Source organism: Pseudomonas sp. CFBP 13719, assembly GCF_014842095.1.
In the GTDB taxonomy this organism is placed as follows: domain Bacteria; phylum Pseudomonadota; class Gammaproteobacteria; order Pseudomonadales; family Pseudomonadaceae; genus Aquipseudomonas.
This window is the reverse complement of sequence record NZ_JACYVB010000008.1, coordinates 134,126-158,172: the sequence shown is the minus strand read 5'-3', so window position 1 is coordinate 158,172 and position 24,047 is coordinate 134,126. Positions and strand designations below refer to the sequence as shown.

Below are 24,047 nucleotides of genomic sequence, written 5' to 3'. Positions count from 1 at the left end.
GGTAGAGAATGTCCGATCAATGGAAAGCTCCACGCAGTGAAGATGACAGCGCCCCTGTGGGCGACGAAAAAAGCTGGCGATTGCTCGAAAAAACCTTGCTGGCCAGTGTGCAGGAACAGCGCCGGGCGCGCCGCTGGGGCATCTTCTTCAAGCTGCTGACCTTTATCTACCTGTTCGGCGCGATCTTCCTCTTCTCGCCGCTGCTGGACATGGAAAAGGCCACGAGCGGCAGTGCGTCCGGATACACCGCGGTGATCGACGTGCGCGGTGTGATTGCCGACAAGGAAGCCGCCAGCGCGGACAATATCGTCGGCAGCCTGCGCAGCGCATTCGAAGACACCAAGGTCAAGGGCGTGATCTTGCGCATCAACAGCCCTGGCGGCAGTCCGGTGCAGTCTGGCTACGTCTTCGACGAGATCCGTCGCTTGCGCGGCGAGCACCCGGACATCAAGGTCTACGCGGTCATCGCCGACCTGGGCGCGTCCGGCGCCTATTACATCGCCAGCGCCGCGGATCAGATCTACGCCGACAAATCCAGTCTGGTCGGTTCCATTGGCGTGACGGCGGCCGGCTACGGCTTTGTCGGTACCATGGAAAAGCTGGGCGTCGAACGCCGTGCCTATACCTCGGGCGAGCACAAGGCATTCCTGGATCCGTTCCAGCCGCAGCGTGCCGATGAAACCGAGTTCTGGAAGGGCGTGCTGGCAACCACTCATCGGCAGTTCATCGACAGCGTAAAGGCCGGGCGTGGCGACCGACTCAAAGACAAAGAGCATCCCGAATTGTTTTCCGGGCTGATCTGGTCGGGCGAGCAGGCACTGCAACTGGGTCTGGTCGACGCGCTGGGCAGCAGCAGCATGGTGGCCCGTGACGTGATCGGCGCCAAGGATATGGTCGACTTCACCGTGAAGGAATCACCGCTCGACCGCTTCTCGAAGAAGTTCGGTGCCAGCGTCGCCGATCAGATCGCCATGTGGATGGGCTTCCAGGGGCCGAGCCTGCGCTGAGTCGTTGTAGCGCTGTCGATGGCCTTTTCGCGGGCAGAGCCCGCTCCCGCAGAAGGCCGCTCCTGCGCTTGTGGGAGCGGGCTCTGCCCGCGAAAGCGGCGGTAATCACCCCCGCAAGGCTCAAGGCAGTTGCACACCCTCTGCAAGCAACATGTCCACCAGACGAATCAGCGGCAGGCCCACCAGGCTGGTGGCGTCCGGACCTTCGGTGCTTTGGAACAGGGTCACGCCCAGCCCTTCGGCCTTGAAGCTGCCGGCGCAGTCATAAGGCTGCTCTGCCAGCAGGTAGCGCTCGATGGCAGCGGCCGATAGCGGGCGCATGTGCACCGTGAACGGCACCACATCGACCTGACACTCGCCGCTGGCGACATTCAATAGCGCCAGTCCGGTCAGGAATGTGACGGACCGGCCACTGGCAGCCAGCAATTGTTCGCGTGCCTGGGCGAAGTCGCCAGGCTTGCCCAGAATCCGATCTGCGAGCACGGCCACCTGGTCCGAACCAATGATCAAATGCCCGGGATGCAACGCGGCCAGCGCCCGGGCTTTCTGTTCGGCGAGGCGTTTGACCAGGGCGCACGCCGGCTCGTCCGGCAGGTGACTTTCGTCGATGTCGGGCGATGCGCAGGTGAACGGCAGGCGCAGCCGCGCCAGCAGTTCACGGCGGTAGGGGGAGCTGGAAGCGAGTAGCAGGGCAGGCATGGCAGGCTCCTGTGGATGAACGGCCACTCTATCATGCACTTGGGCCTGAATTTCCTTTGACAGGTGAGGGGGTCGTCCCTAGAATGCTGCGCCTATGTTGAATGACCCGATTCCACCTCACGTTGACCCGCGCAAATTGGCAGATCGTGGCGTAACCCTAGAAGGTTCGCTGCTCTTGGCCGATTTGGAGAGACTCTGCGACCCGCTTTCCGACAACGTCGGTACGGTGCAGGCCAAATTCATTTTCGAGCGAGACGAACGCAAGGCCGTGGTCATCCACAGCTGCCTGGACGTCGAAGTCAAGATGGTTTGCCAGCGTTGTCTTGAGCTGGTACCCCTGCCGATCCACAGCGAATGCAGTTATGCCGTGGTGAAGGAGGGTGCGAACACCCAGTCGTTACCGAAAGGTTATGACGTGCTGGAACTGGGCGAAGATCCATTGGATCTGCAGGCGCTGGTCGAGGAGGAGCTGTTGCTCGCCTTGCCTATCGTGCCTGCTCATCATCCGGAAGAATGCCAGCAGCCGGCGGGAGCAGATGATCCCGATCCGAGCGAGGACGAGGTAACGCGGTCCAACCCGTTCAGTGTATTGGCGCAGTTAAAGCGTGACCCAAACGTTTAGGAGTTAATCAATTATGGCTGTTCAGCAGAACAAAAAATCCCGCTCTGCCCGTGACATGCGCCGTTCGCACGACGCACTCGAGGCAAGCACCCTGTCGGTCGAAAAGACCACCGGTGAAGTGCACCTGCGTCACCACGTATCGCCAGAAGGCGTATACCGTGGCCGTAAAGTGATCGACAAGGGCGCTGACGAGTAAATCTTGTCCGCTCAGTCCATCGCGATTGATGCAATGGGCGGGGACTTCGGTCCCCGCAGCATTGTTCAGGCCAGCCTTGCCTGCCTGTCTGCTACGCCCTCGCTGCACCTGACCCTCGTCGGTCACCCTCAACTTCTCGAAGAACTGATTGCCAGCCAGCCGGCAGTGGATCGCTCACGCCTGCACATCGCTGCCGCCGGTGAAGTGGTCGGCATGGACGAGCGTCCGTCGCAAGCGCTGCGCGGCAAGCCGGATTCGTCGATGCGTGTGGCGCTCCAGCTGCTGCGCGACGAACAGGTCCAGGCGGTGGTCAGCGCCGGCAATACCGGGGCCTTGATGGCGTTGTCCAGGCACCTGCTCAAGACCCTGCCGGGCATCGACCGCCCAGCCATGATGGCCGCCATCCCGACACGGGGAGGCTATTGCCAGCTGCTGGATCTGGGCGCCAATGTCGACTGCAGTGCCGAGCACTTGTATCAGTTCGCCGTCATGGGCTCGGTTGCGGCTCAGGCGCTGGGTGTCGAGCGGCCGCGAGTCGCGCTGCTCAACGTGGGCACCGAGGACATCAAGGGCAACCAGCAGGTCAAGCTGGCAGCCAGCCTGTTGCGCAAAGCGCAGGGCCTGAACTACACCGGCTACATCGAAGGCGACGGCGTGTTTCGAGGCGAGGCCGATGTGGTGGTGTGCGACGGCTTCGTCGGCAATATCCTGCTCAAATCCAACGAAGGACTGGCCGGCATGTTCGCCGAGCGCGTGCAGGCGTTGTTTCGCAGCAGCCTGATGGCGCGCGCTGCGGGCGTGCTGGCCATGCCGCTGCTCAAGCGCCTGCAGGCTGACCTGGCGCCTGCGCGCTACAACGGCGCGAGCCTGCTCGGCCTGCAAGGCATCGTGGTCAAGAGCCATGGCGCCGCTGGTGTGGAAGGGTTGCAGTGTGCGATAGACCGGGCGCGGGACGAGATTCGCGAAAACCTGCCGCAGCGCCTGCATGGGCAGCTGGCGCAGATGCTGCTTTAGGCGTGCGCGGCCAGAGGTGCTTAAATGTGACCACTGGCAGATGTACGTTATCCAACTGTCAGTTCAGTGCGCCGGACACGCTTCCGGCGTCGAATTTTCCGGCAACAAGATCATACAAGGGCTTGTTCAATGTCTGCATCCCTCGCATTCGTTTTCCCGGGGCAAGGCTCCCAGTCGCTCGGCATGCTGGCCGAACTGGGTGCGCAGTACCCTCTGGTCATGGACACCTTCAAGGAGGCGTCCGACGCCTTGGGCTATGACCTCTGGGCGCTGGTTCAGCAGGGCCCGGTCGAAAGCCTCAATCAGACCGACAAGACGCAACCCGCCATTCTCGCCGCTTCCATCGCGCTGTGGCGCCTGTGGTTGGCCGAGGGCGGCGAGCATCCGGCCTATGTCGCCGGCCATAGCCTGGGCGAATACAGTGCGCTGGTGGCCGCCGGCTGCCTGTCCCTGGCCGATGCGGTGAAACTGGTGGAGCGTCGCGGCCAATTGATGCAGGAAGCCGTTCCCGCCGGGCAGGGTGCCATGGCGGCGATTCTTGGCCTGGAAGACGCCGATGTGCTGGCAGCCTGCGCCGATGCGGCCCAGGGCGATGTGGTCAGCGCGGTCAATTTCAACTCGCCGGGCCAGGTGGTGATCGCCGGCACAACGCAAGCCGTCGCGCGTGCCATCGAACTGTGCAAGAACAAGGGCGCCAAGCGCGCCCTGCCGTTGCCGGTCAGCGTGCCGTCGCACTGTGCCTTGATGCAACCGGCTGCCGAGCGTTTCGCCGAGTCGGTCAATGCCATCGACTGGCAGTCGCCGCAAATCCCGGTCGTGCAGAATGTGAGCGCCGCTGTGCCGGCCGATCTCGAAACCCTCAAGCGCGACCTGCTCGAGCAGTTGTACAAGCCGGTGCGCTGGGTTGAAACCGTGCAGTACCTGGCCGCCCAGGGCGCACCGCGTCTCGTGGAATGCGGACCGAGCAAGGTCCTCGCCGGCCTCAACAAGCGCTGCGCCGATGGCGTGAGCACCGACAACCTGAACACCCCCGAAGCCTTCGCCGCCGCTCGCGCGGCGCAAGCCTGATCAAGGAGAACTTGCATGAGCCTGCAAGGTAAAGTTGCACTGGTCACTGGCGCAAGCCGTGGCATTGGCCAGGCGATCGCCCTGGAACTGGGGCGCATGGGCGCCACCGTCATCGGTACCGCCACCTCCGAAAGCGGTGCCGCGCGCATTGCCGCCACGCTCAAGGAGCACGGCATCGAAGGCACCGGCCTGGAACTCAACGTGTGCAGCGACGAGTCGGTGGCTGCCACCCTGGCCAAGATCCAGGAGCAGTTCGGCGCTCCGGCGATCCTGGTCAATAACGCCGGTATCACCCGCGACAACCTGATGCTGCGCATGAAAGACGACGAATGGCACGATGTCGTCGATACCAATCTCAACAGCTTGTTCCGCCTGTCCAAGGCCGTATTGCGTGGCATGACCAAGGCGCGTTGGGGCCGGATCATCAGCATCGGTTCGGTTGTAGGTGCAATGGGCAACGTCGGCCAAGTAAACTACGCCGCGGCCAAGGCCGGTCTGGAAGGTTTCAGTCGTGCCCTGGCTCGTGAAGTCGGCTCGCGCGCAATCACCGTGAACTCGGTGGCGCCCGGTTTCATCGACACCGACATGACCCGCGAATTGCCCGAAGCACAGCGTGAAGCGCTGCAGGGCCAGATTCCACTGGGCCGTCTGGGTCAGGCCGACGAAATCGCCAAAGTGGTCGGTTTTCTGGCCTCCGACGGTGCAGCCTACGTCACAGGGGCTACAATTCCGGTGAACGGCGGCATGTACATGTAAATGAAAATGTGACGGATTGCTTCAAAAAAATGTCTTACCCGGCATCCAAAATCCGTTATAAAGCTGCATCCGAATTCTAGGTGGCGGGCTTACGTGGGGTCGCAGTGACGCTTTCAGTTTGAAAAGCCGAGCTTCTTCTATAAACTTACGTACCGGCCAGCCGCCTGACATATGTCCATTAGGAGTGAAAACAAGGTATGAGCACCATCGAAGAACGCGTCAAGAAGATCGTCGCCGAGCAACTGGGCGTCAAAGCGGAGGAGGTCAACAACACTTCTTCCTTCGTTGAAGATCTGGGTGCCGATTCCCTGGACACCGTTGAGCTGGTGATGGCTCTGGAAGAGGAATTCGAAACCGAGATTCCTGACGAAGAAGCCGAGAAAATCACCACTGTTCAAGCTGCCATCGATTACGTCACCGCCCACCAGGCGTAACGTTTTGTAATCGCCGTTGCTTGTCATGGAAAACCGCACTGCCTTCGTTGGCGTGCGGTTTTTTCTTTAGACGGCCGCGCGGTGATGTTTCCAGAATAAGGAGAGTGCTGTGTCGCGTAGACGCGTCGTGGTCACAGGTATGGGCATGCTGTCACCGCTGGGCACTGACGTGCCGAGCAGCTGGCAGGGCATCCTGGCCGGCCGCAGTGGCATAGGTCCCATCGAACATACGGATCTGTCGGCCTATTCGACCCGTTTCGGCGGCTCGGTGAAGGGGTTCGATGTCGAGCAATACCTCTCGGTCAAGGAGGCACGCAAGCTCGACTTGTTCATTCAGTACGGCCTGGCTGCCGGCTTCCAGGCGGTACGCAACGCGGGGCTTGAAGTCACCGACGCCAATCGCGAGCGCATCGGCGTGGCCATGGGCTCGGGCATCGGTGGCCTGACCAATATCGAAGAAACCTGCCGCATCCTGCACGACAGCGGGCCACGGCGGATATCGCCGTTCTTCGTGCCTGGCTCCATCATCAACATGATTTCCGGTTTCCTGTCGATTCACCTCGGCGCGCAGGGGCCCAACTACGCGATCGCCACCGCGTGCACCACCGGCACCCATTGCATTGGCATGGCCGCGCGCAACATCGTCTATGGCGAGGCTGACGTAATGATCGCCGGCGGTGCGGAAATGGCCGCCTGCGGGCTGGGCATGGGCGGCTTCGGCGCGGCGCGTGCCTTGTCCACGCGCAACGACGAGCCGACCCGTGCCAGCCGTCCCTGGGACAAGGGCCGTGATGGTTTCGTGCTGTCCGACGGTGCGGGTGCGCTGGTACTCGAAGAACTCGAGCACGCCCAGGCGCGTGGTGCGACCATCTATGCCGAGCTGATCGGTTTCGGCACCAGCGGCGATGCGTTCCACATGACGTCGCCGCCCGAAGACGGTGCCGGCGCGGCGCGCTGCATGACCAACGCCCTGCGCGATGCCGGCATCACGCCCGACCAGGTGCAATACATCAATGCCCATGGCACCTCCACCTCGGCCGGCGATCTGGCCGAAGTCAGCGCCATCAAGACGGTGTTCGGCGACCATGCCTACAAGCTGGCGGTGAGCTCCACCAAGTCGATGACCGGGCACCTGCTGGGTGCTGCCGGTGCCGTCGAAGCCATCTTCAGTGTGCTGGCCATCAACAGCCAGATGGCGCCGCCGACCATCAACCTGGACGAGCCGGACGAAGGCTGCGATCTGGACTTCGTGCCGCACACCGCGCGCAGCATGCCGATCGACGTGGTGCTGAGCAACTCGTTCGGTTTCGGTGGAACCAACGGTTCCCTGGTGTTCCGGCGCTTCCCCGCGTGATGCAAGCCTGGCTCGACGGGCAGCCAGGCGATGCGCTGGGCCTGAAGAGTCGGGGCCTGGCCTACGGTGACGGGGTGTTCGAAACCATTGCCGTACGCAATGGCCAGGCGGTGCTGCTGGACCGTCACCTGACGCGTCTTGCGCTAGGCTGCCAGCGTCTGGCCATCGTCGCCGACCTGGCGGTGGTGCGCGACGAGGTCGTGCGCTATGCGGCGGCGCTGGGGCAGGGTGTGCTCAAGCTGATAGTGACCCGCGGTGACAGCGCGCGCGGTTATGCCGCTGATCCGCAGGCTGGCGCGCGGCGCATTCTGCAAGGTTCTCCCATCGCTGCCTATCCGCCGGCGCACCGCGCGCAGGGTGTGGAACTCTACCCTTGCAGCACTCGGCTCGCCGAGCAACCCCTGCTGGCCGGACTCAAGCACCTCAATCGTCTGGAGCAGGTACTGGCCCGCGCCGAATGGAGCGATCCGGCTTTTGCCGAGGGCTTGATGCTGGACGTGTCCGGGCGCCTCGTCGAAGGCGTCTACAGCAATCTGTTCCTGGTGATCGACGGGGCGTTGCACACGCCCGCGCTGCACCGCTGCGGCGTGGCCGGCGTGATGCGCGCCGAACTGCTGGAGCAGGCCGCGACGCTGGGGCTGCAGGTGGCCGTGGGTGACCTGTGGCCTGCGGACCTGGCTCGGGCCGACGAAGTATTCGTCTGCAACAGTGTCTACGGCGTGTGGCCGGTGCGCGCTTTCACGTCACTGAGGTGGTCGGCGGGACCGCTCACCCGTAAACTGCAAGGCATTGCCCACGCGCTATTGGATGCCTGATTTGTGAAGCGTAAATTTCTGCTGTTGCTGGAAACGCTCATCGTTGTTGCCGCACTGGCGACGGGCGTGGTGGCCTGGAAAGTCGACAGTGCCTTGAACCAGCCCCTGGCCGTGGCTCAAGAACAGCTGCTCGACGTGCCCAACCGGGCAACCCCCGGCGGCACGATCCTGCGCATGCAGGCGGCAGGTACCTTGCGCGATGCATTCTGGTTGCGCCTGTACTGGCGCTTCAACCGTGCCGGACAGCCCCTGCACACCGGCGAATACCGCATGACGCCCGGCATGACCGTCAACGACCTGTTCGACGTCTGGCAGCGCGGCGAGGTTGTGCAGTACAGCCTGACCCTGGTCGAAGGCTGGAATTTCCGCCAGGTGCGCGCCGCGCTGGCGCGTCAGGAAAAGCTCGAGCAGACCTTGGGCGGGCTGAGCGACAGTGACGTGATGGCGCGCCTCGGTCACGCCAAGGTATTTCCTGAAGGCCGGTTTTTTCCCGATACCTATAAGTACGTGCGTGGCATGAGCGATGTCGAGCTACTGCAACAGGCCTACGCCCGTCTTGAAGAAGTGCTGGCCAGTGAATGGGCCGAGCGCGCGGCCAGCGCTCCCTACAGCGAGCCTTATCAAGCGTTGATCATGGCCTCGCTGGTGGAAAAGGAAACCGGGGTGCCCCAGGAGCGCGGCGAGATCGCCGGGGTCTTCGTGCGTCGCCTCAAGGCGGGCATGTTGTTGCAGACCGACCCGACCGTCATCTACGGCATGGGCGAGCGCTACAACGGCAAGCTGACCCGCGCCGACCTGCGTGAGCCGACGGCCTACAACACCTATGTGATTGCCGGAATGCCGCCCACGCCCATTGCCATGGTAGGCCGCGAGGCGATTCATGCCGCACTCAACCCGGTTGCCGGCAGTAGCCTGTATTTTGTCGCGCGCGGCGACGGCAGCCATGTCTTTTCCGACGATCTGGAAGCCCACAACAATGCCGTGCGCGAGTATCAACTCAAACGCCGCGCCGATTATCGCTCGAGCCCCGCGCCTGCCACGGCGCCGATAGAGACCGGCACGCGCGAGCCACAAGAGAAGCCGGACGCCGCCGAGGCGCCTGCTCCATGACTTTGCAAGGACACCCTGTGACCGGTTTATTCATCACTCTGGAAGGGCCGGAAGGCGCGGGCAAGAGCACCAATCGCGAATACCTGGCCGAGCGTCTGCGTGCCGACGGCCTGGATGTGGTGCTGACCCGTGAGCCGGGCGGCACGCCCCTGGCCGAACGTATCCGCGAACTGCTGCTGGCACCCAGCGATGAAACCATGTGCGTGGATACCGAACTGCTGCTGATGTTCGCCGCGCGGGCACAACACCTGGCCCAGGTGATTCGCCCGGCGCTGGCGCGTGGCGCGGTGGTGTTGTGCGATCGGTTCACCGATGCCACCTACGCCTATCAGGGCGGCGGCCGTGGGTTATCCCAGGAACGCATCGCCCAGCTGGAAACCTTTGTCCAGGGCACGTTGCGCCCGGACCTGACGCTGGTGTTCGACCTGCCCGTGGAAGTCGGTCTGGCGCGTGCCAGCGCGCGGGGTCGTCTTGATCGTTTCGAACAGGAAGGCCGGGCGTTCTTCGAGGCGGTGCGCGGCGCCTACCTTGCCCGCGCCGCTGCAGCGCCTTCGCGCTACCGGGTGGTCGATGCCGGGCAGAGCCTGGCGCAGGTCCAGCAGGCGCTGGACGCGCTGCTGCCCGAGCTGCGAGGTTTGCCGCGTGGCTGATGCCTACCCCTGGCAGGACGACCTGTGGCAGAAGCTGGCCGGACGCACCCAGCATGCCCATGCCTATCTGCTGCACGGCCCGCAAGGCATCGGCAAGCGTGCCCTCGCTGAGCGCCTGATGGCACTGTTGCTGTGCCAGCGTCCGGCCGCGCAGCACGCCTGTGGTTCCTGCAAGTCGTGTCTGTTGCTGCAGGCCGGCAGCCACCCGGACAATTTCATCCTCGAACCCGAGGAAGCGGACAAGGCGATCAAGGTCGACCAGGTGCGCGAGTTGGTCGCGTTCGTGGTGCAAACCGCGCAAATGGGTGGGCGCAAGGTGGTGCTCATCGAGCCTGCCGAAGCCATGAACGTCAATGCGGCCAACGCGCTGCTGAAAAGCCTCGAGGAGCCTTCGGGCAATACCGTCTTGCTGTTGGTCAGCCATCAGCCCAGTCGACTACTGCCCACGGTCAAGAGTCGTTGCGTGCAGCAGGCCTGCCCGTTGCCCAGCCAGGCCGTCAGCCTGCAGTGGCTGGCAATGGCGCTGCCTGAACTCGACGAGGCTGCGCGCACCGATCTGCTCGCGTTGGCCGCCGGCTCGCCCCTTGCGGCGGTCAGGTTGCAGGCCGCCGGGATCGTCGAGCAGCGGGCGCTGGTGGTCGAAGGGGTGAAGAAGCTGCTGAAGGGGCAGCAGACGCCCAGCCAGTTGGCGGAAGCCTGGAACGCCGTGCCGTTGCTGTTGCTGTTCGACTGGTTCTGCGAGTGGTCGAACCTGTTGCTGCGCTATCGGCTGACGACGGACGAGCAGGGTCTGGGCTTGAGTGACATGCGCAAGGTGCTGCAATATCTGGCTGACAAGAGTACCCAGAGCAAGGTGCTGGCCATTCAGGATTGGGTGTTGATGCAGCGCCAGAAGGTGCTGGGCAAGGCCAACCTGAACCGGGTATTGCTCATCGAGGCGCTGCTGGTGTCCTGGATGGCCTTGCCGGGGCAGACGTGATGGGTGCATTGTGATCGAACGCTGCCGATGTTGGCTGCGGTTTGTCTGATGTACCGTGGTGATACCGGACGCGGCTCGCGCCGCTGCTACAGGAATGCGCCGGTTGTAGCAGCGGCGCAAGCCGCGTCGGAGGCGGACGCTGATTAGTCGGTGCGACGCGGTGACGCCGGATGCGGCATGCGCCGGTTGTAGCAGCGGCGCAAGCCGCGCCGGCGGCAGACGCGGTTTGGTCGGTGCGACGCGGTGACGCCGGATGCGGCATGCGCTGCTTGTAGCAGCGGCGCAAGCCGCGTCGGCGGCGGACGTGGTTTGACTGCTGCGAAAATTCACTATCAGTAACGGAGCACGAATGAATCAACCCGTCAGTCCCGGACCGCGCAACGGTATTCTGTCCCTGACCATCAAGGACAAGGCCGTCCTGTACGCTGCCTACATGCCGTTCATCAAGAACGGCGGCTTGTTCATTCCGACCAGCAAGAGCTACAAGCTGGGCGATGAGCTGTTCATGCTGCTCAACCTGATGGATGAACCGGAAAAGATTCCCGTGGCCGGTCGCGTCGCCTGGATCACCCCCAAAGGCGCCCAGGGTAACCGCGCTGCGGGCGTGGGCGTACAGTTCAACGACGGCGACAATACTGCGCGCAACAAGATCGAAACCTATCTGGCCGGCGCCTTGAAGTCCGACCGTCCCACTCACACGATGTAGTTCCCATACCCTCATGCTCGTAGATTCCCACTGTCACCTGGATCGCCTCGACCTTGCCGAACACAACGGCTGCCTGGATACCGCCTTGGACGCTGCGCGTGCCTGCGGTGTCGGGCATTTCCTGTGCATCGGCGTCAGCGCCGAGAACGCCGCCACGGTCAAGGCCCTGGCCGGTCGCTACGACGACGTCGATTGCTCGGTCGGCATTCATCCCCTCGACCTTGCTCCCGGCAAGCCGCCCGCGCTGGATTGGCTGATGGCCGAGCTCGACGCGCCATGCGTGGTGGCGATTGGTGAAACCGGCCTGGACTACCACTACGAACCCGAGGCGGCGCAGCTGCAGCAGGAGTCGTTTCGACTGCACCTGCAGGCGGCCAATTTGACCGGCAAACCGGTGATCGTGCATACCCGAGGCGCTCGCGCCGATACCTTGGCGCTGTTGCGCGAGGCGCAATTGCCCCAGGGCGGCGTGCTGCATTGCTTCACCGAAGACTGGGCGATGGCCAAGGCTGCCCTCGACCTGGGGTTCTACATTTCGCTGTCGGGCATCGTGACCTTCCGCAATGCCGATGCCCTGCGTGAAGTTGCGCGGCAGGTACCTGCCGATCGCTTGCTGGTCGAAACCGACTCGCCCTACCTGGCGCCCATTCCCTACCGTGGCAAGTCCAATCTGCCGCAGTATGTCCGCGAAGTCGCGCAGTGTATCGCCACGGTCCGCGGCGAGACGTTCGACAGCCTGGCCGAGCGCACCACCGACAATTTCTGCCGGCTGTTCCCCCTGGCGCGGGTCCGTCGCCAGGCCTGAGCCTGCGCGGGCAAAAAAAACCCGGGCTCTGGGGGGAGAATCCCGGGTCAAGACCATTAGGAGTCACAACAGGCGCGTGGTCCATCGACGCCTCGCCGACGCTTCACTTGGGGGAGTATGTCGCGCCGACAGGTCAAGTATTGTCGAATGGGTCCGGGGCGCCAGTGCCGCCCGGGGGTTTCTTAAACGTATTTGGAATACACGCGCCGCTGCTCAGCACGGATTGCAGGGTTGCGTGGCATATGCGCCATAAAGCCAGAGAATTCGGATGATCCGTGCATTTTGACCTCATACAGGCATAATGACTGCCTCCGCTTTCGATCCAGTCCTTCCTATGCAAAAAGAACCTCGTAAGGTCCGTGAATTTCGCCGCCGCGAGCAGGAAATCCTCGACACCGCGCTGGCGCTGTTTCTCGAGCAAGGCGAAGACAGCGTTACGGTCGAGCTGATCGCCGACACCGTGGGTATCGGCAAAGGCACCATCTACAAACACTTCAAATCCAAGGCCGAGATCTACCTGCGTCTGATGCTCGACTACGAGCGCGACCTGAACTCGCTGCTGCATTCGGCCGACATCGATCGAGACAAGGAAGCCCTGTCCCGCGCCTACTTCGAGTTCCGCATGCGCGATCCGCAGCGCTATCGGCTGTTCGATCGGCTCGAAGAGAAGGTGGTCAAGGGCAACCAGGTGCCCGAGCTCGTCGAGCAACTGCACAAGATCCGCGCCTCCAATTTCGAACGGTTGACGTTCCTCATCGAGGGGCGAATCAGCGAGGGCAAGCTGGAAGACGTTCCGCCGTATTTCCACTATTGCGCTGCCTGGGCGCTGGTACATGGCGCGGTGGCGCTGTATCACTCGCCGTTCTGGAGCAACGTACTGGAAGATCAGGAAGGCTTTTTCCAGTTCCTCATGGACATCGGCGTGCGCATGGGCAACAAGCGCAAACGCGATCCGGAAATACCCGCACCCAAAGAAGCCTGACCTCCCAAGCCATCCCGAGCCCTGCAAACTGGCGCAGAAGCTGCATCATGTCGCTGATCGCCGGGATCTTGTCGCCGGCTCTGGAGGATGCATGCGTAACCTGGTCGTGCTGCTGGCGCTGTTGGCGTTGAGCGGTTGCATGAAGGTCAGTGATCTGGGCGAAGGCGCTCGCTATCACTTGAGCGATGCGGGTGTGTTGAACCACAGTGAAACTCGCCGGTTCAACAACCTGCGCGTGCAGCCTGACTCGTTCATCTATATTGGCCAAGGCGCGTTCGTGCCGCCCGGCGGCGCCTACCCGCGGCCCAACGTGGTGGCTGAACAGGCGTTCGAAGCGTTCGTCGAGTACTTTCCCCTGGTACGCCGCGCCCCGGCACCGCTGGGCCTGGAACAGGCCTTGGGCGAGGCGCGCAATGCCGGCGCGCATTACCTGCTCTACACCCGTTTCGCGCGTGCCGACGACCGTATCGGCAATGCTGACGAATGGGCCGACCAGGAGGCTCTGGACCGGCTCGGGGTCGACAGCAGCGTGATTCAGATTATGCTCATCGAAACCAGCACCCGCTATCTCATCGACACCGCGACCATCCGCAGCCGTGGCGGGCTGTTGACGATGCGCGACAACAAACCGGAAGATTTGCTTGGTCCACCCCTTGAGGACTACGCTCGCAGCTTGTTGGGCGTAAGCCGCTGAGGAGACGAGCATGACGGGCAGGGCCGACGATTTGCTGGCGCACATTCCTACCGCCAAGAAGGGCTTGCCGCCCGTGCACCTGTGGAATCCCGATTTCTGCGGGCACATCGACATGCGCATTGCCCGTGACGGTACCTGGTTCTATCAGGGCACCCCGATTGGCCGATCGGCGATGGTCAAGTTGTTCGCCGGGATCCTGCGCCGCGATGGCGACGAGTACGTATTGGTGACGCCCGTGGAAAAAGTCGGCATCGTCGTCGATGACGCACCGTTCGTGGCTATCGACATGCAGGTGTCGGGGGAAGGCGAGCAGCAGTCGCTGCGCTTCACAAGCAATGTCGAGGACTGCGTCGATGCCGACGCACAGCACCCGCTGCGGGTCGACATCGACCCGTGCACTCAGCAACCGTCACCCTACGTGTTGGTGCGCAACAATCTGGAAGCACGCATTCACCGCAACGTGTTCTATCGGCTGGTCGAGCTGGCCGTGGTGCGTGACGGTTGGCTGGGGGTGTGGAGTGGCGGGGTGTTCTTCCCGATAGGGCAGGATCCGGCGCAGTAATCAGGCCCCCGTTTCGAGTAACGGGGGCTTTCTTGCGTTTTTGGCAGTGGATTCAAACGGTTATTTCTGCGGCGTCAACGTCAGTCGCTTGGTCCCGTAGGCCTTGTCGAAATGCTGCGGCTGCATCGGGAAGCTGACGTATTGACCCTTGAGCCACGCATCGATGCCGTCGGTGTAGTTGGCACTGGCCGGATTACCCGACTGCCCGCTGCTGCCAAGGCCGATCATCGGCTCGGCCTGGGCGAAGTCGACCACGATGCGCAGCGCCGGTATCGACGCGGTGTCGAAGCTGTCGCCCCAGCGGTAGGGCGCAGCGTTCAAGGTGGTGTGATCGCCGCCGGTGGCAACCGGGCCGCGTAGCACGGGTGCGCCGGCATCGGGCCCGCCCGTGTCGGTCCAGGTGGTGCGATGCAGACGCCCCCACTGCCAAGTGCTTCGATCACTGCCCATCTGCGCCTCGCCGGCGCTGACCGCGGCGGCCAGGCTGCGCGCCAGGATGGCCGGCTTGTCTTCCTTCTGCGCGGTGCTCAGGTCGTCCCAGAACGGGCTGTCGTCACGACCCAGCAGATGATCGGCCTGAGCCGAGTAGGAAGACATGCCCTGGGCTACGAAGGCCTTCCAGCTGGCGCTGTCGAGCGGGCCCAGCTCGTCGAGGAAGGTGCGCTGCGCGCTTTGCTGCAGGAACAACTCGTACAGCGCGGCATCGGCGGATTGCGCGGCGAGGCGGCCATCGAAGGCCATGAGGCGGGTGTAGGCTTCGCGGGCCTTGGTTCGCTCGCCCTCCGGCAGCGCATCGATGGCGCTTTTCAGCGGTTGTGCCATGCCGGGCGCAAGAAACATCTTTTTCAGTTTGGCGGCGAAGGGCGTGGTCTGATCGGACTGCATGGCAATCATGCTGCGTGTGTCGTGCTTGCCGCTGCCGGCCAGTTCGGCCAGGCGCTCGCTGCGCTCGGGGTAGTACCAGGCGTTGGACAGCTGGATGCCATAGCCGGGCGGGACGATGCGCTGGTTGGCGGTACCCAGCCAACCCTGCGGCGGGTCTTGGTCGTAGGGGTGAAGCATGGGGTCGGCGAAGCCGTCCCAGTCATGTCTACCATCCCAGCCGGGCGAGGGCAGCATGCCCTTGCCTTCGAGACGGTTGGGAAAGCGGCCGGTGACCTGCCAGCCAATGCTGCTGGCATCGGCGAACAGCAGATTGGTGGCCACCGCGCGTATCTGCCGGCTGGCATCCGAAGCCTTCTCGACATTGCTGGCCCGCGACAGATCGAACAGCGCATCCAGGCTCTTGTCTTCGGTCAAATCCGGCAGTTGCAGGGCCAGGCCGTAGCCGCCGCTTGCCGGCATTCCGCTGACGTCGTTGAGCAGCGGGCCGTGGCCGGTTTCGTAGACAGCTTCGCGCAGCGGACGCTGCCCCTTGGCCAGGTAGGTCTCCTGACGCACGCGGGCCGGCTGCCACTTGCCGTTGGATTGATACAGCACGCGGCCGCCTTCGCTGCGGACCTTCTCCAGAAAAACATCCTGATTGTCGCCCATCACTGCCGCCATGCCCCAGGCGACTTGACCATTGAAGCCAGCCACCACGCCCGGCATACCGGCCAGGGCGACACCTGCTGCCTGAAAGCGCGGCGCGCGCAGCTGCACGAAGCTCCACGCCGACGGGACGCTGGTTGCCACATGAATATCGTTGGAGAACAGGCTCTTTCCGGCCCGCGTGCGTTGCGGGGCGATGGCCCAGTTGCTGGAGCTTGGCGCGCCAAGCCGCTCGAGTTCGCGATTCATCGTGGTCAGGCCCGCCAGGCTGGCCATCGAGTTGCCCAACGACACGCCCTTGAGCTTGTCGGCCTCGCTGAAAGGCAGGGTTTCATCCGGATAGACCGGCAGCAGCCAGGCCAGTTTGTCGGTGCCCACTTTCTGCGCCAGTGCCAGCGAACCCAGCTCTTCCTGCAGGTTGAGCGACTGGCTGAACGACCACAGCGCAAACATCAGCGCGGAGTCTTCGGCCTTCCAGTATTCGGGGGCGTAGCCAGCCAACTGCGCGGGGAGCTTGCCGCGGTAGCGAAACAGGTAGGCGTTGACGCCCCGTGCATAGACATCGAAAAAACGCTTCAGACGAGGTGACGCGGCGGCATACAACTGGTCGGCGCTTTTCTTCAGGTTGACCCTGCGCAGCAGGCGGTCGCTGTCCAGCGCTTCGACGCCGTCCAGTTCGGCCAGGCGTCCCTGGGCCAGCAGCCGCAGACGGACCATCTGGGTGATGCGGTCGCTGGCGGCCACGTAGCCTTGGGCAAACAGGGCATCGTGGAAGGTATTGCTTTCGATAAGCGGCATGCCCAGCCCGTTACGTCTGACCGAGACATTCTGCGCCAGGCCCTTGAGCGGCTGTACACCCACGCTTGGCGGCAGGTTTTGCTCGGCGGAGCCGCCCAGCCATTGTTGGCAGCCGGTCAGGGTGAGCATGCCGGTGACCACGGCGGCGCAGCCGAACGTGGGCGTGAAGAAGAAACGGGCGGGCGAGGCCATGGCGAAGCTCCTGCGGGGGCTGGCGTAAAAGGCGCTACGTTAGAGAGGGCGGGGGCGACGCGCAAGCGTCAGGCGGGGGATATTTTCTTCTTGCCCGGGCCGCTCGCGGGCACAGCGCATAGTGGTGGGTTTGGGGTCAAGGGAGGGGTGCCAGCACGCAGCACCCTCGGGCATCGCCGCGGCTCAGGCGCCGTGGCACTTCTTGAATTTCTTGTCGCTGCCGCAGGGGCAGGGATCGTTGCGGCCTACATCTTTGAGTGCATTGCGCACCGGTTCCTGTGGGGCGTGGTTGCAGTGCGGGCCATGCACGTGACCGTGGTCGTGCTCATGATGGTGATCATGATGGTGATCATGGTCATGGTCATGGTTGCAGTCAGGGCCGTGCACATGGGGTTGCTGGGACATCGAGAGTACTCCGCAGTTGAAATTGGCCGGAATTATCTCACCCTGGGTTCGGAATAGCAGCGCTGCGGGAAAAATCTTTGCGACGTCTCAGCGACCGGACAAGCCGCGCGCGTCGATTACCCCGGTGTGGTTGAGCACCACGTCGTGGCCGAACAGCACCCCGGTGCGCAATTCGCCGCGCAACTCGTAGCGGATCGCTCGCTCGGGGTGCTTGAGCAGGCGTGACAGCTCGCGCGCGTGTTGCCAGAGATTGGTGCGCACCGGCAGCTCGTAGTATTCGCCACTGTTGGCGGCCACGCTGAACCAGTCGCTGACGTCGCCTTCGGTCAGCAGCATGTCTTCCAGGCGCACGCTGTAGCTCATGCCGCGCACCGGCAGGCTGCGGCCGTTGGGGTTGTCGATGCGGAAACGCAGGATCAGGCGCTGTTGCAGCATGTTGGCCTTGACCACTTCGACCTTGACCAGATGCACCTGAGGATCCTGGTAGTTGCCGGTGAACCAGGTGGCGCAGCCCGTGAGTCCCAGCAGTGACAGCAAGCCGATGCTGCGCAGAACGAGAGTGCAAGCGGACATGGCAGGGACCTCCGGATTTGCCTTGAGTCTAACAAGGCGCACGGGCATGACAAGGGTGTGCTTGTTGCGCCGAAACATCGTGGTCCATAATCACTGTTACGGTGCTGGCTTTTCGGCATCTGTGCGGACGCCTATCGCCCGCAACGGTGCCATGCCAGGAGAGTTGACATGCGTTTCTACGAGATCGTCTTCAGCGGCCAATGCGTGCCCGGCGCGGCGCTGGACCAGGTCAAGAGCAACCTGGCAAAACTGTTCCAGGCCGACGCGCAGCGAATCGAGCTGCTGTTTTCCGGACGCCGGCTGGTCCTCAAGAACAATCTCGACGCCCAGGCGGCGGAAAAATACCGCGCCGCGCTGGCGCGCGCAGGGGCGGTGGCCAGCATCGACGAAATGGCTCAGGACATCGAAGAAATCATCATGACCGCGCCGGCGGCGGCAGGCGACTTCGGCCAGAAACCCATGGCCGTGGCCCGCCGCGCCGAGGTCGTGCCGCGTGATGCGTACATGGCAGCGTTCGTGGCTGTGGATGCGCCGGACTTCGCCATCGCCGAGGTGGGCGCCGATCTGCAGGATGAACGTCCCGCACAGCGCTCGGCGAAGCTGAACCTGCCGCAGTTCAGCCTGGCGCCTGCTGGCAGCGACATGGGCCAGTTGCGGCACGAGCAATCCATTCAGGTGCCGGACATTTCCCATCTGAAAATCATTGGCTGACGTAGCCCGCGCAACACTTCTTCATTTTCTGCTACAAAAAACTACCATTGGTGCGTTTTCCGGTCGGGCCATAGCTTCTAGGATTTATCTTAGCGTGTGGGAACGCCCTCGCAATGTTCCCGTCTGTCGTATCGCGGCTGATCGCCACTATTCCCTCTCTCTTCAGGCGAAACGATTATTCTTGTCCATCCGGCCAAGTATGTAGGATTGTACTTCAGGGCATGTCTGGTCCCAAGGATCGAGTCAATGACAGGAGGCATCATGGCGGTTGAAAACCTTTTCCCGAGCTATAAGGGATGTAATGGGATAGACGGTAACAGGCGACATGCCGAGGCGACAGAGGCAGCACAGGCAGCGTGGGACAGGACTGTGGCCGCGAACGCTCGGAACGAACGGGAAGCTGACGCACGTAGAAAGGCGATCAAGAAGCCGGAGGAAATCAGACCAGTCGGCAGCGTTTTCGCCAAGAGCTGTAACCTCCCTGACGGTGTGATCGACCACAACTCTGGTGGATACATTCCTACTGAACTGATTAGCCAATATGGCGAGTTTGCCTTGCTGGGTGGTCGTGAAACGGATGCACAAGGAAACATTCCCCTTAAGAAAATCAGCGGCTCCGTACCCTCGTCACTGGGAACACTTCTATTGGGCGGCGCTGCTACTGCCACCGCTGGCGGTGTGTCTTGTGGTGGTTTGTGTACGGCTGGCGCTGTGGCTTCTGGGGTTACGTCTGGTGTTGTTGCTGGCGCGTTGACGGGAGTGGTTGCGTTGCTGTGGCCATCCAGCTTGGGCGATAGTAGCCTTTATACAGGAGAACAGCTCCAGTCGCTTAAAGAAGGACGTACACGTGTCCGATTAACCGTTGAGCAGCAGGCCGATGGCACCTTGAAGGGGTACGGGTACAACACCCAAAAGCGCCGTGACTGGGAAATGATTCCCGTAGTGCAGTTCGTTGCTCAAGGCTCCCAGCAAGTGGCTGACTTTGGTGATGGCGTAACCCTGATATGGACACCAGCCGCTGACCCGTCCAGCACGTTAGGAATTCCAGCGTTAGAAGGCGCACCACAGGCGCCACAGGTTTGGATTTATCCGCCCACCGAACAGGCTGATAACATCATCGTCAGCCCGATCTACCCGGACGCTTACAAAGATTTTATTTTGGTGTTCCCGGCTGATTCTGGTGTGCAGCCGTTGTACATCGTTATCAGCGCCCGGTATTCACCGGGAATCGCAACAGGACGGGGTGAAGATGTGTTCGGCATCTGGCTTGCCGGAGCTGGCACAGGGTTAGGCGCTCCAATCCCTACCCGGATAGCGGACGTATTACGGGGGCGAGAATTTAAGAGCTTCGATGCTTTCAGGGCGGCATTCTGGAAGGCAGTAAGCAACGATACTGAGCTATTTAGCCAACTGAATGAGGACGATCAGGCGCGTGTGCTAACTGGGAACGCCCCTACTGTTCGATTCAGAGACTCGGTAGGCAAACGGGTCACCTATGAAATACACCACGTCGAGCTAATTAAAGATGGGGGGGCGGTGTACGACGCGGGCAACCTAAGGGTGAATACCCCTCGAAACCACATTGACCTTCACAAGAAACAGTAGGCACAGCATGGAAAACATTTCTGATTTCACCGAAGCCGAATTCATCGCTTTCATCAAGAACATACGTGTCGTCAACAAAGGCGGCTCAGATGAAGAGCTTGGCGAGTTGCTTGAGAAATTCAGTCAGCTTGCAGGCCATCCCGACGGCTACGATTTGATTTTCCACCCAGAACCCGGTGCGGACAACTCTGCCGAAGGTGTCACCAAGACGGTGAAGGAATGGCGTGCTGCTGAGGGCTTGCCGGGATTCAAAGACGAGTGACCGAGGGGCGATATTTTCCGAACATGACGGACACGCTACTGAAAAACAGCTTATCGGAGTACACCGAAGCCGAATTTATCAAGCTGCTGGAGGAACTCGCCAAGGAAGACGAAGAAGCCGAAACGATGATCGTACAGACTTGCTCTTGTTGCACTTCGAGAAGGTAAGCGAGCATCCAGCAGGATCAGACTTGATCTACTACCCAGAGCCAGGAGCGGATAGCTCCCCTAAGGACGTGATGCAGATTGTGAAGGAATGGCGTACCGCTCAAGGCTTGCTGGGGTTCAAAGAATAATCTTATGAGAGTACATATGGAGCTTCGCCCTGATTTAATGCCGCCGATGCTGGATGAATCTTTGGTCGCTCGGCTGACGAACCTTTCTGAACAAATTGATTGTGGACATCCCGACCAAACTCGGGAGCAGTTGGTCGCGTTCAATCGAGAAGCCATGACCGAGTTTGAATTCATCGACTTTCAGGAAGTCTATGATGCGCAAACCCACGACACTTGGGTTCGCAAGGTCTTAGCAATACCGTATGAACAGCGTGTGACAGATGTAACCAAGCAGGAGCTGATAGAGCGGGCCCGAAGGGTAATGGAGTGCGATGGGGCCGAACACCACATTGATTTTTGGTTGCACATGCTGGAAATCGCCCTTGAAATGCCGAACGGCCTGCATCAAAGAAAAGGTATTTACGAGGATCGGCCAACTCAAGGTCGTTCTCATCGCAAAACTTCTTCGCAGCTTTCACTTGCCTTGCGTAACTATCGCCTGCTGATTGGCGTTCGCTGCTGAAGCGAATGTAGCTGAAGACCTTCCCCATGGCGCCGCGTACTTAAATCTTTATAGTAGGTAATTGTAGCAACACTTCTTGAACTTCAACCCACTGGCGCAGGGGCAGCTGTCGTTGCGGCTGGCCTTGAGCGGGACGGTGGGGTCGATGAAATACCAGCGGCCGTCGTGCTGCACAAACGCCGACCGCTCGCGGTGGCAGTGCTCGCCGGTGCTGTCGTGCCAGCGCGCAGTGAAGGTCACGAACGCGTGTTCCGGCTGGCCGCCGAAGACTTCTGCCGCGACCACCTCCAGGCCCAGCCAGGTGCTCTGCGAACTCCACTGGGCAATGGCCTGGCGGTCCAGGCCGGCCTGCTGGGCGTGCAGGGTAGTGTTCACCAGATAGTCCACCAGGCCCAGCACGTAGGCACTGTAGCGCGAACGCATCAGGCTCTGCGCATCGGGCGCCGGCTGGCCTTCGTGATAGCGACCACAACAGGCCGGCAGCAGGTTGCCACTTGCGCACGGACAGATCGAAACGCTCATATCACCACCAATACTTGCCGAAGTTTTCCGGGTTGGCCCAGAACTTGGCGTTGAGCCAGTCCGGGACTTGTTTGTATTCGCGCACATCATAGGTGTACAGCTTGAGCACCTGCTGGTCGCGGGCGAAGCGTTCGCTGGCCTGCAGGGCCAGGGCGTAGAAGTCGGTGTCGCTCCAGCCGCTGGCGACCGGGTCGGCCAGCACGGCGATGCAGCTCGCATTGAGGTTGCGGATGCCGGCCAGCAGACGCGTGCCTTCGACCTTGTTCAGATGCTCCAGGCAATCCACCGCCAGCGCCAGGTCGAAACGCTGCCCGGCCAGGTCCGCGGGCAGGGGGCCGGGCGCGGCTCTGGATACACGGGTTTCGGGATGCGCAGCCTCGAACGCCGCCAGGGCAGGGAATGCACTCGCGCCGATCAGCAGCAGGCGCTGCGGCGCGTGACGTTCGAGCAAGGCCGCCAGAGCCTGCTGCGGGGTACGGGAAGATACTGCGTCGGTCATTGAAGCTCCTCGGTCGTGGCCACCACATTATAGGGCCCCGACCCGATGGCCCAGCATTGATTGGATGGCGCGCCCTATGGCTTATTGCTGGCGCATATGCCAACCACGGTCTTTACTCCCAGAACGTCGGCCCCTGCTGCCGATTCCCTGAGGAGAAACTAGATGAGCATAGTTCGGACGGCATTACCCTTGATATTGGTCAGCAGCGTGTTGACGGGTTGCGCAGGCTTGCAGAAAACCGACTGGCCGATGTGCGCGGCCGTGGGCGGTGTGACCGGTGCGGCGCTGGGTGCCATCGAAAGCGGGTCGCTGGCAGCCGGTGTGGGCGCGGCAGCAGCCGGTGTCGGCGCAGCCTATTGCTGGGTGCATGGCGATGGCGACGAAGACGGTGATGGCGTACCGGACAGCCGCGACAAGTGCCCTGGCACTCCCAAGGGCACGCCGGTGGACGCCAATGGTTGCCCGCCGCCTGCCCCGGCGCCGATGCCAGTCGCTGCCGAGCCGGCACCGATGCCCAAGGAGGAGACGATCGTCATCCGCAACGTGCATTTCGAATTCGACAAGGCCACCCTCACTGCCGCCGACCGGGCGCAGCTCGATACCGTCGCCACCCGCCTGAAGACCGAAGCGACCACGGCGCGCTTGAGCGTCAGCGGTCATACCGACAGTGTCGGCAAGGACGCCTACAACCAACGGTTGTCCGAGCAGCGCGCCAAGGCAGTGACTGACTACCTGGTCAGCAGCGGCGTACCGCGTGCCAGCGTGGTTTCTGTCAAGGGTGTCGGCGAAGCCCAGCCGGTCGCCGACAACAACACCGCGGACGGTCGCGCCATGAACCGCCGTACCGAGATTCTCATCCAGCGTTGAACCTTTAGCGTCAGCCGCCAGTCCCCTTGTACAACGACCGGCGGCACGCTTTACTTCTCAGTTGCCGGCGTCCGCCGGCGACTCAGGAGCCTTGAATGAAGCTGAAAGATCTATCGCGGACCGTACTTCCCGCTCTGCTGGTCGCCGGTGTGCTGAGCGGCTGTACCACCTCCCCTGAAGGGACATCCCCACTCAACTCGCGCACCTGGCCTGTCTGCAGCGTGCTGGGTGGCCTCGCCGGTGGCGGGCTGGGTGCCATCGAAAGTGGTGCGTGGGCTGCTGGCGGTGGCTTGGCCGGCGCGGTGGTGAGCGGTCTGGTCTGCTATGCCCAGGATGGCGACAAGGACGAGGACGGCGTATTCGATCGACGCGATCGTTGCCCCGATACCCCGGCCAATACACCCGTCAAGCACAACGGCTGCCCATTGCCGGTCTATCCCGCCGTGACCAAGGCGCCTGAGCCGCCGGTGGCCGACATCCCCGAAGTCGTTACCTTGAGCGATGCAGGCGATGTACCGTTCGAATTCGGCAGTGCCGAACTGACCTCAAGCGCCCGTACCGAGCTGACGTCCCTGGCAGCGCGGATGAAGACGGCCCAAGTGGCCACGGTCAAGATCGTCGGTCATACCGACAGCATCGGCAGCGATGGCTTCAACCAGAAGCTGTCCGAGCAACGTGCCGCCAGTGTCGTCTCGTTCCTGCTGGGTCAAGGCGTTGCGGCAGACGAGCTGAGCAGCGAGGGCCGTGGCGAAAGCGAGCCGGTCGACAGCAACGACACCGATGCCGGACGCGCCAAGAACCGTCGCGTGGAAATCCATCTGAGCCATTGATGG

General features: G+C 62.3%; 29 protein-coding genes and 1 pseudogene. 24 read left to right on the top strand and 6 right to left on the bottom strand.

What is annotated here, in order from left to right:
- Window positions 1-8 precede the first annotated feature (8 nt).
- The gene (locus IFT57_RS22020; protein WP_122714002.1) at window positions 9-1,007 is read left to right on the top strand and encodes a S49 family peptidase; all 999 of its coding nucleotides are present in this window, start codon (window positions 9-11) and stop codon (window positions 1,005-1,007) included.
- A 120-nt stretch (window positions 1,008-1,127) separates the two neighbouring features.
- Here IFT57_RS22020 and IFT57_RS22015 read toward each other — a convergent pair whose 3' ends face one another.
- Entirely contained in the window at window positions 1,128-1,706 is a 579-nt protein-coding gene (locus IFT57_RS22015; protein ID WP_122714001.1) for a Maf family protein, read from the bottom strand.
- 94 nt (window positions 1,707-1,800) lie between these two features.
- Here IFT57_RS22015 and IFT57_RS22010 point away from each other — a divergent pair, with 94 nt between their 5' ends.
- The 16 genes from IFT57_RS22010 (at window position 1,801) to IFT57_RS21935 (ending at window position 14,453) form a co-directional block, all read left to right on the top strand.
- Window positions 1,801-2,328 carry a YceD family protein gene (locus IFT57_RS22010; RefSeq protein ID WP_192152665.1) on the top strand — a complete coding sequence of 176 codons (528 nt, stop codon included), beginning with the start codon at window positions 1,801-1,803 and terminating at the stop codon, window positions 2,326-2,328.
- 13 nt (window positions 2,329-2,341) lie between these two features.
- On the top strand, window positions 2,342-2,524 hold the full coding sequence (rpmF, locus tag IFT57_RS22005) for a 50S ribosomal protein L32 (RefSeq protein ID WP_003179396.1): 183 nt from the start codon (window positions 2,342-2,344) through the stop codon (window positions 2,522-2,524).
- 3 nt (window positions 2,525-2,527) lie between these two features.
- Window positions 2,528-3,538, top strand: coding sequence for a phosphate acyltransferase PlsX (gene plsX / locus IFT57_RS22000; protein ID WP_192152664.1), 1,011 nt, complete (start codon window positions 2,528-2,530; stop codon window positions 3,536-3,538).
- 129 nt (window positions 3,539-3,667) lie between these two features.
- Window positions 3,668-4,606, top strand: coding sequence for an ACP S-malonyltransferase (gene fabD / locus IFT57_RS21995; protein ID WP_192152663.1), 939 nt, complete (start codon window positions 3,668-3,670; stop codon window positions 4,604-4,606).
- A gap of 15 nt (window positions 4,607-4,621) precedes the next feature.
- Window positions 4,622-5,362: a 3-oxoacyl-ACP reductase FabG gene (fabG, locus tag IFT57_RS21990; RefSeq protein WP_122476491.1), complete on the top strand. Its 741-nt coding sequence runs from the start codon at window positions 4,622-4,624 to the stop codon at window positions 5,360-5,362.
- A 197-nt stretch (window positions 5,363-5,559) separates the two neighbouring features.
- Window positions 5,560-5,796 carry an acyl carrier protein gene (acpP, locus tag IFT57_RS21985; protein ID WP_043185221.1) on the top strand — a complete coding sequence of 79 codons (237 nt, stop codon included), beginning with the start codon at window positions 5,560-5,562 and terminating at the stop codon, window positions 5,794-5,796.
- 109 nt (window positions 5,797-5,905) lie between these two features.
- Entirely contained in the window at window positions 5,906-7,150 is a 1,245-nt protein-coding gene (gene fabF, locus IFT57_RS21980) for a beta-ketoacyl-ACP synthase II (protein WP_192152662.1), read from the top strand.
- The gene (pabC, locus tag IFT57_RS21975) at window positions 7,150-7,965 is read left to right on the top strand and encodes an aminodeoxychorismate lyase (RefSeq protein ID WP_192152719.1); all 816 of its coding nucleotides are present in this window, start codon (window positions 7,150-7,152) and stop codon (window positions 7,963-7,965) included. The genes fabF and pabC overlap by 1 nt, the downstream gene beginning before the upstream one ends.
- Window positions 7,966-7,968: 3 nt before the next feature.
- Window positions 7,969-9,075 (top strand): endolytic transglycosylase MltG, encoded by a 1,107-nt coding sequence (gene mltG, locus IFT57_RS21970; protein ID WP_192152661.1) that lies wholly within the window; start codon window positions 7,969-7,971, stop codon window positions 9,073-9,075.
- 17 nt (window positions 9,076-9,092) lie between these two features.
- Entirely contained in the window at window positions 9,093-9,725 is a 633-nt protein-coding gene (gene tmk, locus IFT57_RS21965) for a dTMP kinase (protein WP_122713994.1), read from the top strand.
- A complete protein-coding gene (locus tag IFT57_RS21960) occupies window positions 9,718-10,704 on the top strand; it encodes a DNA polymerase III subunit delta' (RefSeq protein ID WP_192152660.1) in 987 nt (328 codons plus the stop codon). The genes tmk and IFT57_RS21960 overlap by 8 nt, the downstream gene beginning before the upstream one ends.
- Before the next feature lie 349 nt (window positions 10,705-11,053).
- On the top strand, window positions 11,054-11,410 hold the full coding sequence (locus IFT57_RS21955) for a PilZ domain-containing protein (protein ID WP_043185228.1): 357 nt from the start codon (window positions 11,054-11,056) through the stop codon (window positions 11,408-11,410).
- 13 nt (window positions 11,411-11,423) lie between these two features.
- Window positions 11,424-12,215, top strand: coding sequence for a TatD family hydrolase (locus IFT57_RS21950; RefSeq protein ID WP_192152659.1), 792 nt, complete (start codon window positions 11,424-11,426; stop codon window positions 12,213-12,215).
- A gap of 334 nt (window positions 12,216-12,549) precedes the next feature.
- Window positions 12,550-13,197 (top strand): TetR/AcrR family transcriptional regulator, encoded by a 648-nt coding sequence (locus tag IFT57_RS21945; protein ID WP_122795070.1) that lies wholly within the window; start codon window positions 12,550-12,552, stop codon window positions 13,195-13,197.
- A gap of 91 nt (window positions 13,198-13,288) precedes the next feature.
- Window positions 13,289-13,891, top strand: a complete 603-nt coding sequence (locus tag IFT57_RS21940; RefSeq protein ID WP_122713990.1) for a DUF4823 domain-containing protein — start codon at window positions 13,289-13,291, stop codon at window positions 13,889-13,891.
- Window positions 13,892-13,901: 10 nt separating this feature from the next.
- Window positions 13,902-14,453, top strand: a complete 552-nt coding sequence (locus tag IFT57_RS21935) for a DUF1285 domain-containing protein (protein ID WP_192152658.1) — start codon at window positions 13,902-13,904, stop codon at window positions 14,451-14,453.
- Between the two features lie 60 nt (window positions 14,454-14,513).
- On the opposite strand, the gene IFT57_RS21930 is transcribed toward IFT57_RS21935, so the two are convergent.
- From IFT57_RS21930 to IFT57_RS21920, 3 genes are all read right to left on the bottom strand, one after another.
- Entirely contained in the window at window positions 14,514-16,973 is a 2,460-nt protein-coding gene (locus IFT57_RS21930) for a penicillin acylase family protein (protein WP_192152657.1), read from the bottom strand.
- A gap of 183 nt (window positions 16,974-17,156) precedes the next feature.
- Window positions 17,157-17,378 carry an SEC-C metal-binding domain-containing protein gene (locus IFT57_RS21925; protein ID WP_192152656.1) on the bottom strand — a complete coding sequence of 74 codons (222 nt, stop codon included), beginning with the start codon at window positions 17,376-17,378 and terminating at the stop codon, window positions 17,157-17,159.
- A gap of 87 nt (window positions 17,379-17,465) precedes the next feature.
- A complete protein-coding gene (locus IFT57_RS21920) occupies window positions 17,466-17,951 on the bottom strand; it encodes an LEA type 2 family protein (protein ID WP_192152655.1) in 486 nt (161 codons plus the stop codon).
- Between the two features lie 168 nt (window positions 17,952-18,119).
- Here IFT57_RS21920 and IFT57_RS21915 point away from each other — a divergent pair, with 168 nt between their 5' ends.
- The 5 genes and pseudogenes from IFT57_RS21915 (at window position 18,120) to IFT57_RS21895 (ending at window position 21,326) form a co-directional block, all read left to right on the top strand.
- Window positions 18,120-18,662 (top strand): hypothetical protein, encoded by a 543-nt coding sequence (locus tag IFT57_RS21915; RefSeq protein ID WP_192152654.1) that lies wholly within the window; start codon window positions 18,120-18,122, stop codon window positions 18,660-18,662.
- Window positions 18,663-18,923: 261 nt separating this feature from the next.
- A complete protein-coding gene (locus IFT57_RS27050) occupies window positions 18,924-20,267 on the top strand; it encodes an S-type pyocin domain-containing protein (protein ID WP_244657397.1) in 1,344 nt (447 codons plus the stop codon).
- Window positions 20,268-20,274: 7 nt separating this feature from the next.
- Window positions 20,275-20,529 (top strand): bacteriocin immunity protein, encoded by a 255-nt coding sequence (locus tag IFT57_RS21905; protein ID WP_192152653.1) that lies wholly within the window; start codon window positions 20,275-20,277, stop codon window positions 20,527-20,529.
- A gap of 23 nt (window positions 20,530-20,552) precedes the next feature.
- Window positions 20,553-20,824, top strand: a pseudogene (locus IFT57_RS21900) (bacteriocin immunity protein).
- Window positions 20,825-20,840: 16 nt separating this feature from the next.
- Window positions 20,841-21,326: a hypothetical protein gene (locus tag IFT57_RS21895; protein WP_244657396.1), complete on the top strand. Its 486-nt coding sequence runs from the start codon at window positions 20,841-20,843 to the stop codon at window positions 21,324-21,326.
- A 48-nt stretch (window positions 21,327-21,374) separates the two neighbouring features.
- Here the strand turns inward: IFT57_RS21895 and IFT57_RS21890 are convergent, their stop codons facing one another.
- Together IFT57_RS21890 and IFT57_RS21885 are read right to left on the bottom strand one after the other, a co-directional pair.
- Complete coding sequence (locus tag IFT57_RS21890) at window positions 21,375-21,848, bottom strand: YchJ family protein (RefSeq protein WP_192152652.1); 474 nt, start codon at window positions 21,846-21,848, stop codon at window positions 21,375-21,377.
- A 1-nt stretch (window position 21,849) separates the two neighbouring features.
- Window positions 21,850-22,347: a DUF6231 family protein gene (locus IFT57_RS21885; RefSeq protein ID WP_192152651.1), complete on the bottom strand. Its 498-nt coding sequence runs from the start codon at window positions 22,345-22,347 to the stop codon at window positions 21,850-21,852.
- Window positions 22,348-22,509: 162 nt separating this feature from the next.
- Between IFT57_RS21885 and IFT57_RS21880 the strand changes: the two genes are divergently transcribed.
- Both IFT57_RS21880 and IFT57_RS21875 read left to right on the top strand, forming a co-directional pair.
- Window positions 22,510-23,214 carry an OmpA family protein gene (locus IFT57_RS21880; protein WP_185794298.1) on the top strand — a complete coding sequence of 235 codons (705 nt, stop codon included), beginning with the start codon at window positions 22,510-22,512 and terminating at the stop codon, window positions 23,212-23,214.
- Between the two features lie 101 nt (window positions 23,215-23,315).
- Window positions 23,316-24,044, top strand: coding sequence for an OmpA family protein (locus tag IFT57_RS21875; RefSeq protein ID WP_192152717.1), 729 nt, complete (start codon window positions 23,316-23,318; stop codon window positions 24,042-24,044).
- Window positions 24,045-24,047: the final 3 nt, after the last annotated feature.

Coding starts and splice junctions, on each gene's coding strand:
- IFT57_RS21920 (WP_192152655.1), bottom strand. CDS start 17,951: ATGTCCGCTTGCACTCTCGTTCTGCGCAGCATCGGCTTGCTGTCACTG.
- IFT57_RS21945 (WP_122795070.1), top strand. CDS start 12,550: ATGCAAAAAGAACCTCGTAAGGTCCGTGAATTTCGCCGCCGCGAGCAG.
- pabC (WP_192152719.1), top strand. CDS start 7,150: ATGCAAGCCTGGCTCGACGGGCAGCCAGGCGATGCGCTGGGCCTGAAG.
- IFT57_RS21935 (WP_192152658.1), top strand. CDS start 13,902: ATGACGGGCAGGGCCGACGATTTGCTGGCGCACATTCCTACCGCCAAG.
- IFT57_RS22015 (WP_122714001.1), bottom strand. CDS start 1,706: ATGCCTGCCCTGCTACTCGCTTCCAGCTCCCCCTACCGCCGTGAACTG.
- IFT57_RS27050 (WP_244657397.1), top strand. CDS start 18,924: ATGGCGGTTGAAAACCTTTTCCCGAGCTATAAGGGATGTAATGGGATA.
- IFT57_RS21895 (WP_244657396.1), top strand. CDS start 20,841: ATGGAGCTTCGCCCTGATTTAATGCCGCCGATGCTGGATGAATCTTTG.
- IFT57_RS21925 (WP_192152656.1), bottom strand. CDS start 17,378: ATGTCCCAGCAACCCCATGTGCACGGCCCTGACTGCAACCATGACCAT.
- IFT57_RS22020 (WP_122714002.1), top strand. CDS start 9: ATGTCCGATCAATGGAAAGCTCCACGCAGTGAAGATGACAGCGCCCCT.
- IFT57_RS21915 (WP_192152654.1), top strand. CDS start 18,120: ATGCGTTTCTACGAGATCGTCTTCAGCGGCCAATGCGTGCCCGGCGCG.
- rpmF (WP_003179396.1), top strand. CDS start 2,342: ATGGCTGTTCAGCAGAACAAAAAATCCCGCTCTGCCCGTGACATGCGC.
- IFT57_RS21880 (WP_185794298.1), top strand. CDS start 22,510: ATGAGCATAGTTCGGACGGCATTACCCTTGATATTGGTCAGCAGCGTG.
- IFT57_RS21950 (WP_192152659.1), top strand. CDS start 11,424: ATGCTCGTAGATTCCCACTGTCACCTGGATCGCCTCGACCTTGCCGAA.
- IFT57_RS21930 (WP_192152657.1), bottom strand. CDS start 16,973: ATGGCCTCGCCCGCCCGTTTCTTCTTCACGCCCACGTTCGGCTGCGCC.
- IFT57_RS21955 (WP_043185228.1), top strand. CDS start 11,054: ATGAATCAACCCGTCAGTCCCGGACCGCGCAACGGTATTCTGTCCCTG.
- IFT57_RS21905 (WP_192152653.1), top strand. CDS start 20,275: ATGGAAAACATTTCTGATTTCACCGAAGCCGAATTCATCGCTTTCATC.
- IFT57_RS22010 (WP_192152665.1), top strand. CDS start 1,801: ATGTTGAATGACCCGATTCCACCTCACGTTGACCCGCGCAAATTGGCA.
- IFT57_RS21940 (WP_122713990.1), top strand. CDS start 13,289: ATGCGTAACCTGGTCGTGCTGCTGGCGCTGTTGGCGTTGAGCGGTTGC.
- fabD (WP_192152663.1), top strand. CDS start 3,668: ATGTCTGCATCCCTCGCATTCGTTTTCCCGGGGCAAGGCTCCCAGTCG.
- IFT57_RS21885 (WP_192152651.1), bottom strand. CDS start 22,347: ATGACCGACGCAGTATCTTCCCGTACCCCGCAGCAGGCTCTGGCGGCC.
- acpP (WP_043185221.1), top strand. CDS start 5,560: ATGAGCACCATCGAAGAACGCGTCAAGAAGATCGTCGCCGAGCAACTG.
- fabG (WP_122476491.1), top strand. CDS start 4,622: ATGAGCCTGCAAGGTAAAGTTGCACTGGTCACTGGCGCAAGCCGTGGC.
- IFT57_RS21890 (WP_192152652.1), bottom strand. CDS start 21,848: ATGAGCGTTTCGATCTGTCCGTGCGCAAGTGGCAACCTGCTGCCGGCC.